The 13,619-nt window shown below is 41.4% G+C and carries 15 protein-coding genes and 1 pseudogene; 7 read left to right on the top strand and 9 right to left on the bottom strand.

Going from position 1 to position 13,619, the window contains the following annotated elements; all coding sequences use genetic code 11:
- Positions 1–408 precede the first annotated feature (408 nt).
- From P3L56_RS19260 to P3L56_RS19250, 3 genes are read left to right on the top strand one after another with little or no spacing between them, the layout of a single operon-like run.
- Positions 409–1,380 carry an HlyD family secretion protein gene (locus P3L56_RS19260; protein ID WP_042845733.1) on the top strand — a complete coding sequence of 324 codons (972 nt, stop codon included), beginning with the start codon at positions 409–411 and terminating at the stop codon, positions 1,378–1,380.
- A gap of 11 nt (positions 1,381–1,391) precedes the next feature.
- On the top strand, positions 1,392–2,537 hold the full coding sequence (locus P3L56_RS19255; RefSeq protein ID WP_042845732.1) for an ABC transporter permease: 1,146 nt from the start codon (positions 1,392–1,394) through the stop codon (positions 2,535–2,537).
- Positions 2,537–3,691, top strand: a complete 1,155-nt coding sequence (locus tag P3L56_RS19250; RefSeq protein WP_129466607.1) for an ABC transporter permease — start codon at positions 2,537–2,539, stop codon at positions 3,689–3,691. The genes P3L56_RS19255 and P3L56_RS19250 overlap by 1 nt, the downstream gene beginning before the upstream one ends.
- On the opposite strand, the gene P3L56_RS19245 is transcribed toward P3L56_RS19250, so the two are convergent.
- The 4 genes and pseudogenes from P3L56_RS19245 to P3L56_RS19230 form a co-directional block, all read right to left on the bottom strand.
- Positions 3,688–4,161, bottom strand: a complete 474-nt coding sequence (locus tag P3L56_RS19245) for a type II toxin-antitoxin system YhaV family toxin (RefSeq protein WP_395347772.1) — start codon at positions 4,159–4,161, stop codon at positions 3,688–3,690. The genes P3L56_RS19250 and P3L56_RS19245 overlap by 4 nt on opposite strands.
- A 34-nt stretch (positions 4,162–4,195) precedes the next feature.
- Positions 4,196–4,526: pseudogene (locus P3L56_RS19240) on the bottom strand (type II toxin-antitoxin system PrlF family antitoxin).
- 107 nt (positions 4,527–4,633) lie between these two features.
- Positions 4,634–5,509, bottom strand: a complete 876-nt coding sequence (locus tag P3L56_RS19235; protein ID WP_042845730.1) for a U32 family peptidase — start codon at positions 5,507–5,509, stop codon at positions 4,634–4,636.
- A gap of 17 nt (positions 5,510–5,526) precedes the next feature.
- Positions 5,527–6,522, bottom strand: a complete 996-nt coding sequence (locus P3L56_RS19230; protein WP_042845728.1) for a peptidase U32 family protein — start codon at positions 6,520–6,522, stop codon at positions 5,527–5,529.
- Between the two features lie 516 nt (positions 6,523–7,038).
- Between P3L56_RS19230 and P3L56_RS19225 the strand changes: the two genes are divergently transcribed.
- Both P3L56_RS19225 and P3L56_RS19220 read left to right on the top strand, forming a co-directional pair.
- Complete coding sequence (locus P3L56_RS19225) at positions 7,039–7,563, top strand: SCP2 domain-containing protein (RefSeq protein ID WP_210831685.1); 525 nt, start codon at positions 7,039–7,041, stop codon at positions 7,561–7,563.
- Positions 7,557–8,060 carry a GNAT family N-acetyltransferase gene (locus P3L56_RS19220; RefSeq protein ID WP_048605868.1) on the top strand — a complete coding sequence of 168 codons (504 nt, stop codon included), beginning with the start codon at positions 7,557–7,559 and terminating at the stop codon, positions 8,058–8,060. The genes P3L56_RS19225 and P3L56_RS19220 overlap by 7 nt, the downstream gene beginning before the upstream one ends.
- Here P3L56_RS19220 and P3L56_RS19215 read toward each other — a convergent pair.
- On the bottom strand, positions 8,033–8,371 hold the full coding sequence (locus P3L56_RS19215; RefSeq protein ID WP_048605870.1) for a GIY-YIG nuclease family protein: 339 nt from the start codon (positions 8,369–8,371) through the stop codon (positions 8,033–8,035). The genes P3L56_RS19220 and P3L56_RS19215 overlap by 28 nt on opposite strands.
- A gap of 270 nt (positions 8,372–8,641) precedes the next feature.
- Between P3L56_RS19215 and P3L56_RS19210 the strand changes: the two genes are divergently transcribed.
- Together P3L56_RS19210 and P3L56_RS19205 are read left to right on the top strand one after the other, a co-directional pair.
- Positions 8,642–8,893 carry a DUF1471 domain-containing protein gene (locus P3L56_RS19210; protein ID WP_042845722.1) on the top strand — a complete coding sequence of 84 codons (252 nt, stop codon included), beginning with the start codon at positions 8,642–8,644 and terminating at the stop codon, positions 8,891–8,893.
- 290 nt (positions 8,894–9,183) lie between these two features.
- Positions 9,184–9,621: a YhbP family protein gene (locus P3L56_RS19205; protein WP_048605889.1), complete on the top strand. Its 438-nt coding sequence runs from the start codon at positions 9,184–9,186 to the stop codon at positions 9,619–9,621.
- On the opposite strand, the gene nrdG is transcribed toward P3L56_RS19205, so the two are convergent.
- From nrdG to pyrI, 4 genes are all read right to left on the bottom strand, one after another.
- Positions 9,618–10,082 (bottom strand): anaerobic ribonucleoside-triphosphate reductase-activating protein, encoded by a 465-nt coding sequence (nrdG, locus tag P3L56_RS19200; protein WP_210831684.1) that lies wholly within the window; start codon positions 10,080–10,082, stop codon positions 9,618–9,620. The genes P3L56_RS19205 and nrdG overlap by 4 nt on opposite strands.
- 4 nt (positions 10,083–10,086) lie before the next feature.
- The gene (gene nrdD, locus P3L56_RS19195) at positions 10,087–12,231 is read right to left on the bottom strand and encodes an anaerobic ribonucleoside-triphosphate reductase (RefSeq protein WP_208292493.1); all 2,145 of its coding nucleotides are present in this window, start codon (positions 12,229–12,231) and stop codon (positions 10,087–10,089) included.
- 360 nt (positions 12,232–12,591) lie between these two features.
- On the bottom strand, positions 12,592–12,978 hold the full coding sequence (ridA, locus tag P3L56_RS19190) for a 2-iminobutanoate/2-iminopropanoate deaminase (protein WP_042845718.1): 387 nt from the start codon (positions 12,976–12,978) through the stop codon (positions 12,592–12,594).
- A 163-nt stretch (positions 12,979–13,141) separates the two neighbouring features.
- Positions 13,142–13,606 carry an aspartate carbamoyltransferase regulatory subunit gene (gene pyrI / locus P3L56_RS19185; protein ID WP_042845717.1) on the bottom strand — a complete coding sequence of 155 codons (465 nt, stop codon included), beginning with the start codon at positions 13,604–13,606 and terminating at the stop codon, positions 13,142–13,144.
- Positions 13,607–13,619 lie beyond the last annotated feature (13 nt).

Genomic DNA, 13,619 nt, shown 5'->3' with positions numbered 1-13,619 from the left:
TAGAGCATGGCTCGTCATGTGCACGTTATGGGAGGTTGACTACGTTCAGCTCTTTGGGTCATATACTGATGTACGCTCCCCAAGATGTCTTCTCTTGTCGCTACCCACAATGTGAACTATTTAGAACATGGCTCGTTATATTTTGCATTGCGGGAGTTATTCACTTTAGCGTCTATTTTTAGTCTTTATTTGGCGAGTGATTATACCGTAAGTCATTGGTTAAGTAATCGACATTTGAGTAAAGGACATTCATCATTATTTGACATAAGAAAAAAATCGATTCAATATTAGACAATGCCCTACCTTTTCGTGATCTTGCGCACGAATTTATTAACGCTGTATTTAATTTTCTTGTCATACTCTAGGGATGATAGTTTCCCCCGTTATTATTTAAGGTTCACATAAATAATGAAAAAAAGAACAATAGTACTGATTTTGCTGATGCTCATTTTAATAGCAGCAGCTGCACTTTTTCATTCCCATAATCAATATTTATTGTTGCAGGGAGAAGTGGATGCACCTGAAGTTATTGTCACCTCAAAAGCGAAGGGGCGAGTGGTTGAACGCCATGTCGAGCGTGGGGACGATGTCAAACAAGGGCAGCTTTTATTAACATTAGAAAGCCCTGAGTTGCAAGCGCAATACGAAGCCTCAAAAGCGGCAAGGGACCAAGCAAAAGCTCAGCTCGAACAATCGATTAACGGGACCCGAGCAGAGACTATTCGGGACCTTAAAGCCACATTAGCGCAAGCAAACTCACAATATCAAAATGCTTCTCGCGAATATGCGCGTTTGAGTAATTTAAAAAGCAAAGGGTATGTTTCAGCAAATGAACTTGATAATGCCCGTAAAGCTAAAGATGTTGCATATTCTCAAGTACAAGGTGCAAAAGCTCGGTTAGAAGAGGGGCAGAATGGGGATCGTGTTGAGTTACGAAAACAATACGAAGCAGCTCTGAATCAAGCAGAACAAAAACTTACAGAGCTACAAGTACAGGTTGATGACCTACAAGTTAGAGCGCCTGTTGACGGTGAAGTCGGCCCTATCCCAGCAGAAATAGGTGAACTATTCAATGCAGGCAGCCCGTTAATTTCATTAATTCGCTTACCTCAGGCTTATTTCATTTATAACTTGAGAGAAGATATTTTAGTCAATGTGAAAAAAGGCGATAAAGTTCAACTTGATGTGCCCGCATTAGGCAATAAGGTGATTGAGGCTGAGGTTCGTTATATTGCACCAAAAGGTGATTACGCAACAAAGCGTGCAACCCGTGCAACTGGTGACTTTGATTTAAAAACGTTTGAAATTCGTTTATATCCATTAGAGCCAATTGATGGGCTGCGGCCCGGTATGAGTGTGCTATGGCACTGGGATAAGTAAAAGGTGTTGCCATGAAATTAAAGTTCGCTTGGCAAGGCTTCGAGCATGCTTTTAGCCGTGAAACTAAAATGGCTATCCGTAGCCCTGTTTTTCACTGGTTGAGCTGGTTGTTTCCATTGATGTTGTTTACGTTGGTGAGTTCTAACTTTTCAGAAGGAACGCTGATGGATTTGCCTGTGTCAGTGGTAGATGACAACCATAGTCCAGTATCTCGGCAAATTATTCGCGACTTGAATTCAGGCCCTCACGCAGATGTAAAAACTATCGATGACAATCTGAATACATCCTTAAAAAGATTAGGCAGCTCAAAAGATTATGCATTACTGTACATCCCCCATGATTTTGAAGAGGATGTGTTAAGAGGGCGCCAACCTGAACTGCGTATGTACTACAACGCTTTATTTTACGCATCGGGAAGTTATGCAATTCAAGACTTTAGCGGCTTAGTTGCGGAGCTAAATGCAAAGTATCGCCAAGAACTGGCGAGGTCGATGGGGAAAGCACTACCGCCGTTGGCGCAAGTGACACTTTCTTATGACAGCTTGTTCAATCCGAGTGGTAGTTATATTTATTACCAGCAGTTTGCTGCGACTATTCATATGTTACAGCTGTTTGTCGTCACAGCGACTATTTATACTATGTCGCGAGGGAGCACTTTACAAAGCGTTAAACCTTTCGCTACTGCCCTATTAGGGAAGATGGCCCCGTATACGTTATTTTTCACGACATTGTTGGCAATTGAACTTGCTGCACTCGTGACCATTTTTGATGCTAAAGTGGTGGGTAACCCATTGTATATGCTGGTGGTAGGCTTCTTTTATGTGATAGCGGCACAAAGTATTGGGGTATTACTATTTAGCTTTACCTCTAGTGCTATTATGGCTTATAGCTTAATAGGGATGCTAGTGAGTATCGCTTTAGCGTTCTCAGGAATGGCTGTGCCTGAATTATCGATGATTTTACCCGCGCGAATTATTTCTAATATTGAACCCCTTACGCATACACTTAATGCAATGTTCGATATTTTCTTACGGGAAATTTCGTTTGGTCGAATTGTAGAAGTTTGTTTGTTTTTATTAATTTACCCTGTCGTAATTGCCTTTTTAGTTCGTAAACGCTTGGTTAAGCGGCTTGCAACTCAAGGAGGGGAAGTTTAATGGCGGTCTATTTTGCGACTTTCCGTAAAGTGCTACTGGGTATGTTAGAAAAGCCGATGTGGCTACTACTTTTAGTCTCATTGTGCGTGATGAGTTTGGTCTATGCAAAACCTGTTTTATGGGATTTGCCTGTTGCCGTGATTGATATGGACCATAGCACTGCTAGCCGCGAACTAATCCGTGATTTAGACGCGACGCCAAAAGTACAATTGCATGGTTATGATAACCTTGCGCAGGCTCGTCAGGATATGATCGCTAGAAAATTATTTGCGATAATTATCATTCCAACCGATTTTCAGCAGCATTTACTAAGTGGTAAAAGCATTACTGTCCCTGTCTATGGTGATGCGACTAACCGCCTCGCTAGCGGCCAAATTCAACAAGAGCTTTCAAAAGCATATCAAACTCTTTTAAACGCTTATAATACGCAATTACTAACAAAAGCAGGTTATAGCAAAGAACAAGCCAAAGTTATCATTACCCCAGTCCGCAGTGAAACTGAGCCGTTGTATAACCCCGGAGTCAGCTTTGCGGCCATTGTTTTCCCAGGTTTATTGGTGATGTTGTTACAGCACTCCTTGTTGATCGCTTGTGTGCGCGTCAGTATTGCGATCCGTTCAACACCGAAAGGTAAACCGCCTTTAGCCGTTTATTTGGGAGCATTATCTGCGTTAATTCCCATTTGGTTGTTTTTATCTACGGTCTTTTTTGCACTTTGGCCATGGGTATTGGGCTTCCGGCAAGAAGCACCGCTGTACTTAATTTGGATATTTACCTTCCCGTTCCTATTAGCGGTTATTGGCCTAGGCAAGTTGGTAACAGAATGCTTGCGCAGTGTTGAAATGATCTATTTAACGTTAGCGTTTATCACTACGCCAGTGTTTTATATGTCAGGCACTATTTGGCCATTACAAGCGATGCCAGATTGGGTACGTATGATTGCTTCAGCATTGCCATCAACATGGGCCACAAACGCCATGGCAGGCCTTAACCAAATGGGATTGCCGTTTAGTGAGGTGTTGATGGATATCGTTATGATGCTAACACTTGGTGTAATTTATACGGTTATTGGTGTGTTTATTGGCATGCTAAGAGATGGAGAGTTACGCCATATTAGCCATATGTTTAACCGTTGGCGTAGGCATCGGCATTAATCGTTATTTTTGAGTAGGAAACCTATTGCTGAGTTAGGATCAACGGCTTTTGTTGCCATTTTTGCTTCTTGGCTTAAGGTTTCCCAGTCATCAGGAGGGCTTAGCATTGAGGCAAATACTTGATAGGCATCATTTTTGGAACTATATGAACGTAATGTACTGAAATCATTTACCCAACTAATAATGATGATTTTATCTTTTTCACTGCAACGAAAGAATAAACGGAACTGCTGTAAAAATTTAGCCCGAAACCAATGTTTGTGTTTCGTTCCTAAGGTATTGCCTTGGTAAAAAATTGGGTCAAGTGGGTTGACTGCAATTCGTTCTGTTATCACTTTATTAATTGCAGCGAGTAATTTTGTGGGAGCTTTCTTTTTATAGCCTATTGGGGCAGATTTTTTTAAGGTTTGTACTGTACTGACTAATGCAACTAACTGTTCTAAGAAACATGAGTGAAAAAAATTTTCCATCCGTTAATTTCTAACTTTCCCTGTGACTCCATGATTAACTATCAGTAAGTGGTGCATCTAAATCAATGTCGATATCCGCAGTAAGCTCATTGACCTTATTCCATAATGCTACAGGCACAGGATAAATGTGTCGTGGATTTTCTTTCATATCTTTTTCTAGGAAATTGAGAAACTATAGGGTCCTCATGGGCGTTTGTTTGCCTAGAAATAATGACATTACCATCTGCTAATAGCGAATATTCAATTATTTCACCAGGTTGTAAGTGTAAAGCATCATGTATGGCCGCAGGGATAGTTGTTTGACTGCGTTCGGTAAGGCGGGATTTTGCACGTAAAGAAACAGTGCTTGGGTTTATATCAATCATTTTATTTACTTCAAAAATTTCCAGCCTATCCTCAGTGTAATGCAAATGCATTGTGCAATGCATTTGCATTACACTGAGGATAGGCGGTTATGAGGTGGGTAATAGGCTTAAGGCACCATCGACAACCCTGCAATTTGTCGCCAGTAACCATTGCAATTTTGGTTGATAATATTCAACGGGATCTCCCCATTTTCATTGGCTTTAAACTGCTTGATTACCTCAAGGGTCTCAATGCCTTCAGGTGAAATGCGCACAATATCCACAAGGTCATGCATTGAATACAGGTCATTGCCGAGGTTATAGCAAGCGCCACTGAGTGTTTGAATACCATTTAAGGTAAATACTTGCTGCTGTTCTTGAGAAAGAACCTTGCGCCCTTGGGGGTAGTTAATACAGCAAGTCTCACATTCGTCTTTTTGCCGATTTTCTGAACGAGCCGTAAAACAGCGGGCAGAGTAGGCCAGAGGTAAATGACCGTAGCTCATCACTTCCACCTCAAATTTACCGTGGATACCAATATCATCACATTGATTGAGCAAATTAATTAGCCAATCACGAGATAGCTCTACAGGCATACACCAGCGCGTCATACCTTGGCGTAATAAAATATTTAAAGTTTGTGCGTTATAGCAATTTAACCCGTGCCCAGCGACAAAAGGAAGGTTTCTTTCGACTAACATGTTGACCACACCAAAATCATGGGCTTCAACGAGAAACTCACCATTATCAACTAACTTGCTGATTTCTTTAAGTTCGGAAGGGGCTTGAAGAAGGGCAAGGGTACTCAGAACAATTTGTTTGCCGCTCTTGGCCAGTTGTTGGGCGAGCTCTATCCAATCATTGGGTTTCATTTCTCGGCGCTTACTGCAAACCGTTTCTCCAAGGTAGATAATATCGGCTTCACTTTCGATTGCGCACTGATAAAATTCACTTAATGTGTGTTTTGGCCAGTAATAAAGAACCGATCCTAATGAGTACTGCATAATATTTACCTTTTCAATTACTGCCACTTGCGATGATAAGCACCCAAAGTCGTCTGGCTGCCTTCTGAAAGCCCACCTAATACTTTTAGCCATTTAGGGTCGGTGGTGAAGTTATCAGGGTTGGCTTTGTAACGGTCAATCGCTTGGCGCCAAATCCGTGTTACCTCCGTGACATAAGCAGGGCTGCGCTGGCGGCCTTCAATCTTAACCGAAGCAATACTAGCGGCCATGAGTTCTGGTAACAGTTCAATCGTGTTGAGGCTAGTTGGTTCTTCTAGGACGTGGTATTTTTGACCATCGACAAGGTAACGCCCCTTACACAAAGTAGGGTAGCCTGCATTTTCATGTTCTTGGTAGCGGTCGATTAAGACGTCATTCAGGCGAGACTCCATACCATTTTCTGTTTGCTGCCAACGAACAAAACGAGCTGGTGAGCAAGCGCCTACGGTGTTTGGTGATTCGCCCGTTAAGTAGGAAGATAAATAACAACGGCCTTCAGCCATGATGCATAAACTACCAAAAGCAAACACTTCAAGCGGCACAGGGCTATTTCTAGCGAGTTGTTTTACTTGATGAATAGATAAAACGCGTGGAAGGACAACACGATGTACTTGAAAGTTTCGCTGATAGAAGCGGATCGCTTCTGTATTGGTGGCTGAAGCCTGAACCGATACGTGTCTTTCGATATGCGGGTACTTGTTTGCTGCATACTCTAACATCGCGATATCGGCTAAGATTAACGCATCAGCCCCTAAATCCGCAGCAAGATCGACGGAGTTTTGCCAACGTTCATAACCGGTAGGGTGTGCAAATGTGTTAATCGCAATATGCAATTTGCGATTATGGTTATGAATGTAGCGCTCTGCTTCATGCAGCTTTTTTTCAGTGAAATTGAGCCCTGCGAAGTGGCGCGCATTGGTATCGTTTTTTAACCCAATATAAACAGCATCTGCGCCGTTATCGACAGCGGCTTTCAACGCAGGCAAATTCCCTGCTGGGCAGAGTAATTCCATTGGCCTATCCCTGTATAAAATTTAACAACGGACATTCTAGTCAAGGGAACTGTTATAGATTTTGATTTAGAGCAGAGAAATTGTTAATGGATATCAGTATTCGTTAATTAAGGCTGTGGGTGACTGAATTAGTGAGTGACTTTTTTGTGAGTTAGGGCACTAAAGAATAAAATGAGACCCGTTTCATAAATCTGGATATTAAGTCATTTTTGGTTATTTATTGATCATGATTTGTGGTAAAAGCCACCAATAGAAACCATCCATTTTGTTAAAAATAAATATGGGTGACATGGGCAAAAATTGATATAGGATCAGACCAATAAGGTGTTTTTTTGGCAAGATAACTCATCGTGAGCTAAATAGTGTATTGATGATCTCAGTAATTGGGGTTATTAACTACAAATATTTTGTTTAACTAATTGAATATACAATATGTTACCCTAAATAATTCGAGCTGCTACTGTTGTTGAGTAGTTACCCGAAAACGGGCAGACAATTAAGACGGGAGTCAGTACTGTGCTAGGTAAAATTCGTTCTCAACTCATCACAAAAGGTCCTTCATTTTTGAAATTACCTTTAAAAGTGACCCCATTTGCTGTGCAACGCCATGTGCTTGAACAGCTACTAAGTTGGCAATTTCGTGAGTCAGTCAAAGAAGGGGAACTCGATTTTCTCGAGGATAAATGGCTAAAAGTTGAAGTTCGTGACTTATCATTGGTGTGGTTTATCAGTTTGCAAGATGGCCAATTAGCCGTTAAACAGAACGCACAAGCTGATGTCAGCGTTAGTGGTAATGCAAACGACCTTATTTTGATAGCAGCACGTAAAGAAGATCCCGATACTTTATTTTTCCAACGTCGCTTGGTGATTGAAGGGGACACCGAATTAGGTTTATACGTTAAAAACTTAATGGATGCTTTTGAATTGGAAAATATGCCGGCTCCGCTGCGTTTTGCTTTACTGCAATTGGCTGAGGTGATTAAAACGGTTCATGATAGCGAGGACGTAGAGCAAAAATCGCCTGCGTTAACTTCATGTTAATTCGAGTTGAAATCCCAGTCGATGCAATGGGAATTGATAAGCTATTGCGTGAAACTTTTCCAACAGAAGCGGAAGCTAACCTTGTTCAGCACTTGCGAGAAGACGGCTTATTAACGCTTGGTGTTGTTGCGACCAATGACAACGGCGAAGTCATTGGTTATGTAGGCTTTACACCTGTTGATGTCAATGGTGAAGACGTACAATGGGTTGGGTTAGCTCCTTTAGCGGTTAGTAAAGCTCACCAAGGCCAAGGCATTGGTGAAAAATTGGTTTATGAAGGGTTAGATAGCCTGAATGAATTTGGTTATGGTGCTGTCGTCGTTTTAGGGGATGAGCGTTACTATTCACGTTTTGGTTTTGAACCAGCCTCAAAACAAGGAGTGAATTGCCAATGGCCTGAACAACAACCCCATTTCCTGATATGTGGGCTCGAAAATGGCGAAATAGGGGCTCATCAAGGCCTAGTGACTTATTCTTCACACTTCAGTAATTTATAGTTAGCTAAGTAATCAATGAGATTATCAGGCTGGTCAATGACCAGCCTTTCTTTTACCTTTTTATTCAACTTCTTAATTTGATATTCCACTTGTGAGGCAGTTGATCGTGAACCGACAAAACACGAGAAAGCTAATATAAGTGGCGTTTTCCCTTTCAATGCTTTTGCGCCTGTACCCGCTTTATGTTGTTCAAAACGGCGTTGCACATCTGTCGTGATACCACAATACAAGGCATTATTTTTCTCTCTTACTAAGTAAAGATACCAATTACTTTGCTGATCTTCGCTTTTTTTTGATGTATTTTTTATCATTTTGTGCTGGCGTGTTGAGATAAAACAATAGGTTAACAACGAATATATTCGTTAAGAAAGATGTTTATAACATATTAAATTTTAAATGAAAAATGATATAAAACTGTCACAAATCCGTAACCTCAAGTTAGGTTTTGATTCAAATAATTTGAATAACTATAGCAAAATTAGCTAATTTTCATTCTGAGTTAAAGCGCATAATATGATCCATATCACAGAGGGACAGTAAAAATCCCAACTAAAAATCAAGTTTGTTAAAAGGAACATACCATGAAAAAATCAACATTATTCGCTGCTGCTTTAGCTTTAGGTGCTGTTTCATTTGGTTCAATGGCAGCTGATGAAGTTCAACATTCTAGCCAACCGGCTGCAGGTTATGTATCTGTAACAGGTGCTGTGAGCGTAAATGACCTTACCGCACAATTAGCCAAAAAAGCTGATGAAGCTGGTGCGACCTCATTCCGTGTCATTTCTGCTGGCGGTGAGAATTCAATGAGTGGTACAGCAGCTATCTATAAATAAATTTACTCGTCATACTTCGAGCCGTAGCGTTGTTGGCCGTGTTTATTCGCACTAGTCACATACTTATGTATGCCTCTAGCGCCTCGTTTACTTGCCGCCTAGCTACAACTTGAATTATTTAGAGTAAAGACTTAGGTGAGATAGCCTAAAAAGCCAAGTTAATTAGAACCATTTTCTAATTAGTTAGGCTATAGTAATAGCGAATTTACGCCTACGTTCAGAACATTTTAAGCAAGCTCACGGGGTTATCTCCAAGAGCTTGTTCTGAACGGGTTTATATGGAAACCGCTATGACCCCTGAACAAACCTTACAACACATCCAGCGCTATATCGCCCGCCAACACGTTTTTTCCTTATTTGCTCATCATCACAATGATATCTGGCCTGCCAGTTGTTATTATGCATTTGATGCGAAAACTATGTCGTTGATTTTAATGACTGATGCCAGTTCGAAACATGGACAATTGATGGTAGCTAACCCACAAGTCGCTGGGACGATTTCGACACAATCGAAAACGGTCAATCAGATACAAGGTATTCAATTTATCGGCAAAATAGCAAGGTTGGAAAGTAAACCAGAACAACTAGCTAGAACAGAGTACTGCCGTCGTTTTCCTGTGGCATTGACAGCGAAACTGCCTATTTGGCAGCTTCACTTAGACAATGTCAAAATGGTGGATAATAAATTGGGATTTGGTACAAAATTACATTGGACCCGAGAAGCTTAGCGCAAATGGTGGATCACCTGATTTGCGCTGCCACGCCAAATTAAACGTGGGTCGTGCAAATGTTGCTCAAACTTACCGTCAATCAAGGTATTCACAAAACTGACCACCTTTTGTTGCTCAAGGGTAAGCTCATTCAATTTGTATCCCGTCCATACCCAAATGTCTTTATCTGGGCAGACTGTTTTTACTCGCTTCACTAGCTTGAGTATCGCTGGCAAATTGGCGGGATGTAGCGGGTCTCCACCGGACAGGGACAAGCCCTGCCGACGAATACGCGTGTCTTGCAAATCTTGAATGATTTGATCTTCCATTTCTTGGGTGAATGGTACGCCGGAATCCACCCGCCATGTGCTTTGGTTATAGCAACCGCGGCACTGATGCACACAGCCAGAAACAAACAGTGTACAGCGGGTACCTGGACCATTAACAACATCAACGGGGTAATATTGGTGGTAATTCATCATATTAACCTAATTGACCATTACCTAGATGCTTAATACGACGTTTCACCTCTTCTTGTTTCCCCGCATTGAAGGGCCTAGCATCTGGGCTACCTAAATAACCGCAAACTCGGCGAATAACAGAAACTCGGTTGGTGTCATGGTTTCCGCAAGCAGGGCAAGTAAACCCTTTACTGGTACAGGAAAACTCACCAGAGAAGCCGCATTCATAGCATTCATCTATTGGTGTGTTGGTTCCATAATAAGGGACGTGCTGATAGCTATAGTCCCACACATCTTCCAGCGCCCTAACATTATGTTGTAAGTTCGGGTATTCGCCGTAACAGATAAAACCGCCATTCGCGAGAGCAGGGTAAGGGGCTTCAAAGTCAATTTTGTCGTATGGGTTGACTTGTTTTTCAACATCTAAGTGGAAGCTGTTGGTGTAGTAGCCTTTATCTGTGACACCAGCAATAACCCCAAATTCAGCGGTGTCGATACGGCAAAAACGGTCACACAGGTTTTCACTTGGTGTGCTGTATAAGCTGAAACCGTAGCCTGTTTGAACTTTCCATTCATCAGTAGCTTGGCGTAAGCGGTTGACGATAGCCACTGCTTTTTCGCGCAGTTTTTCGCTGTCATACACATGCGTTTCTGAACCAAAGAGTGCATTGATTGTTTCATGTAACCCAATGTAACCTAAGGAAATTGATGCTCGTCCATGCTTAAATATTTCAGCAACATTATCATCAGCTTTTAACCTTACACCACAAGCACCTTCCATATAGAGGATTGGGGCAACGCGGGCTTTCACTGTTTCTAAGCGGGCAATACGAGTCATTAAGGCTTTTTTCGCGATAGCGAGGCGTTCATCCAGTAATGCCCAAAATGCATCTTCACTGCCTTGTGCTTCGATAGCAATACGAGGCAAGTTGAGGCTGATAACTCCTAGATTGTTGCGTCCATCATGAATTTGTTGCCCATTTTCTTCATATATACCCAGAAAACTGCGACAACCCATTGGTGTTTTAAATGAGCCAGTGACATCAACAACACGATCGTAATTAAGAATGTCGGGGTACATGCGCTTACTGGCGCATTCTAAAGCGAGTTGTTTGATATCGTAATTAGGGTCACTTAGCTTATGATTTAAGCCATCTTTAATCGCAAATACGAGTTTAGGGAAAACGGCTGTTTTACGGTTTTTACCTAACCCTGCAATACGATTTCTGAGGATAGATTGCTGAATTAATCGGGCTTCTTTTGATGTGCCAAGACCAAAACCAAAGGTGACAAATGGGGTTTGGCCATTCGCGGTGTGTAGTGTGTTAACTTCATATTCTAATGATTGGAAGGCGTCATAACATTCTTTATCGGTACGGCTTTGGGCATAGCCTTCTGCGTCTGCAATTCCCCATTCTTTGGCGACTTTTAGGTGTTTTTCGTAGCTGATTGCGACATATGGCGCTAAAATTTCGTCAATACGGTTAATTGTTGTACCGCCATAAATATGACTCGCAACTTGTGCAATGATTTGTGCTGTTACTGCTGTTGCGGTAGAAATAGATTTCGGGGGTTCTATTTCGGCATTTCCCATTTTAAAGCCGTTAGTTAACATGCCTTCAAGGTCAATTAACATACAGTTAAACATTGGAAAGAAAGGGGCATAGTCGAGGTCGTGATAGTGGATTTCGCCTTTTTCATGGGCAATCACGACATCACGAGGTAAAATATGTTGTTTAGCATAGTGCTTTGCGACGATCCCTGCGAGTAAATCACGCTGAGTTGGGATGACCTTACTGTCTTTATTTGCGTTTTCATTGAGTAACGAGACGTTACTTTGTTCTATAAGGCCTCGAATATCATGAGTCAGCTGGCTACGTTTTTCGCGTTCGCTGTCCCTATCGTGGCGATATTCAATATAAGCGCGTGCTAAGTCCTTATACGGCCCAGCCATCAATTGGTTTTCTACGGCGTCTTGGATCTCGGCAATATCCACTTGGTTTCGGCTGCAAAGTTGCTCTTTAACTATAGTTGCAACTTGAAGACAGTAATCGTCATCCTTAACATTTACTGCGGCAGCAGCACGTTTAACGGCTTCCTGAATTCGTGGAAGGTCAAAGTTGACCTGACAACCATCTCTTTTAATCACAACCGTTCCCACTGTCATTCTCCTTGCTAAGTTATCCACAGCGTTAATCAAAGTATTTTTGATCTTGATTATTACGACTCTTCTGTGGATAAAATGTGAATAAATACTACATATTGTGCCAATTGATATAATTAAAGCACAATATGTAGGATATTGCTTTTTTTTAGCAGCAATAAGTTTGATCCAAAACAAGGAAAAAAATTAATTGTATGAATATCAAAAGCGGGGAAGTTAAAAATAAATACTTATCATCAGGGAGTGCTAATTTAACTTAAATTATAGTTTTGTTCGCTAGACTTAAGAAAGGATAAGCTGTATCGGTATTATCAAAATAACACCCCATATAAAGATGATGGGGTGTTTAAAGCAAATTAGCGGTTACTTACGAACAGCAATAGCTTCGATTTCAATTTTGACATCTTTAGGTAGGCGGGCTACCTCGACGCAAGAACGAGCAGGGAATGGCGCATTGTGTTGTTTGAAAAATTCTTCATAGGTGGCATTCACTGTCGCAAAGTCATTTAAATCTTTTACAAACACCGTTGTTTTCACGATATTAGCTGCACTTAAGCCCGCTTTTTCTAAAATAGCTTTGACGTTAGCTAGGGATTGACGTGTTTGTGCGGCAATATCTTCCGGGACTTCACCTGTTTTAGGGTCAACAGGAATTTGGCCTGATGTCATCACTATACTGCCCAAATCTACGCCTTGAACGTAAGGACCGATCGCTGCTGGTGCATTTTCTGTATTGATTTCGAATGACATAATTACTCCGTTTCATCACGTAAAGAGAAGATACTCATGTTATTTCAACCTGCGGCTATATGTGCGGATTTGAATATAATTTGAGTATAACTGTATGGGTCATCAGGCGCTATTATAAACATGGATCACGCCTGAACAACACCGCAGTCTACGCTGAAATATCCTATTGGTTATTGATCACAGCGTCTCTATCGAATTCTTTTTCGCAAAACTGGCAGGTCAGAGCCACTTCTTTGTCGATTTTTTTCACACGAAAACTGCTGGATACCGGCTCATTATGGCTAATACAGTTACTGTTTGGGCAAATCAGTACGTTATCGATATAGTCAGGCAAGGTGAGTTCTAATTTTTCCACCACTTGGTAGTCTTCAATACGATTGACAGTGGCTTCAGGGGCATACATTGCTAATTGGTTAGCTTGTTCTGGAGTTAAAAAGGTATTTTCAATTTTAATAATATCTTTTTTGCCCAGATTGCTAGAAGGCAGGTTTAAGCCAATAGTGATACGCTCATCGGTTTTTGTCAGTTTAAATAATTTCAGGAGCTTGAAACCAATTTGAGCAGGAATATGGTCGATAACGGTGCCGTGGCTGATCGCTTCAACTTGTAATTTATGGTCGTGTGTCATGGTGATTTCCTCC

Origin of the sequence: Providencia sp. PROV024 (genome assembly GCF_032709665.1) — a bacterium.
Taxonomy (GTDB): Bacteria; Pseudomonadota; Gammaproteobacteria; order Enterobacterales; family Enterobacteriaceae; genus Providencia; species Providencia huashanensis.
The sequence above is the reverse complement of the archived record's forward strand: the minus strand, read 5'-3'. Positions and strand labels throughout refer to the sequence as shown.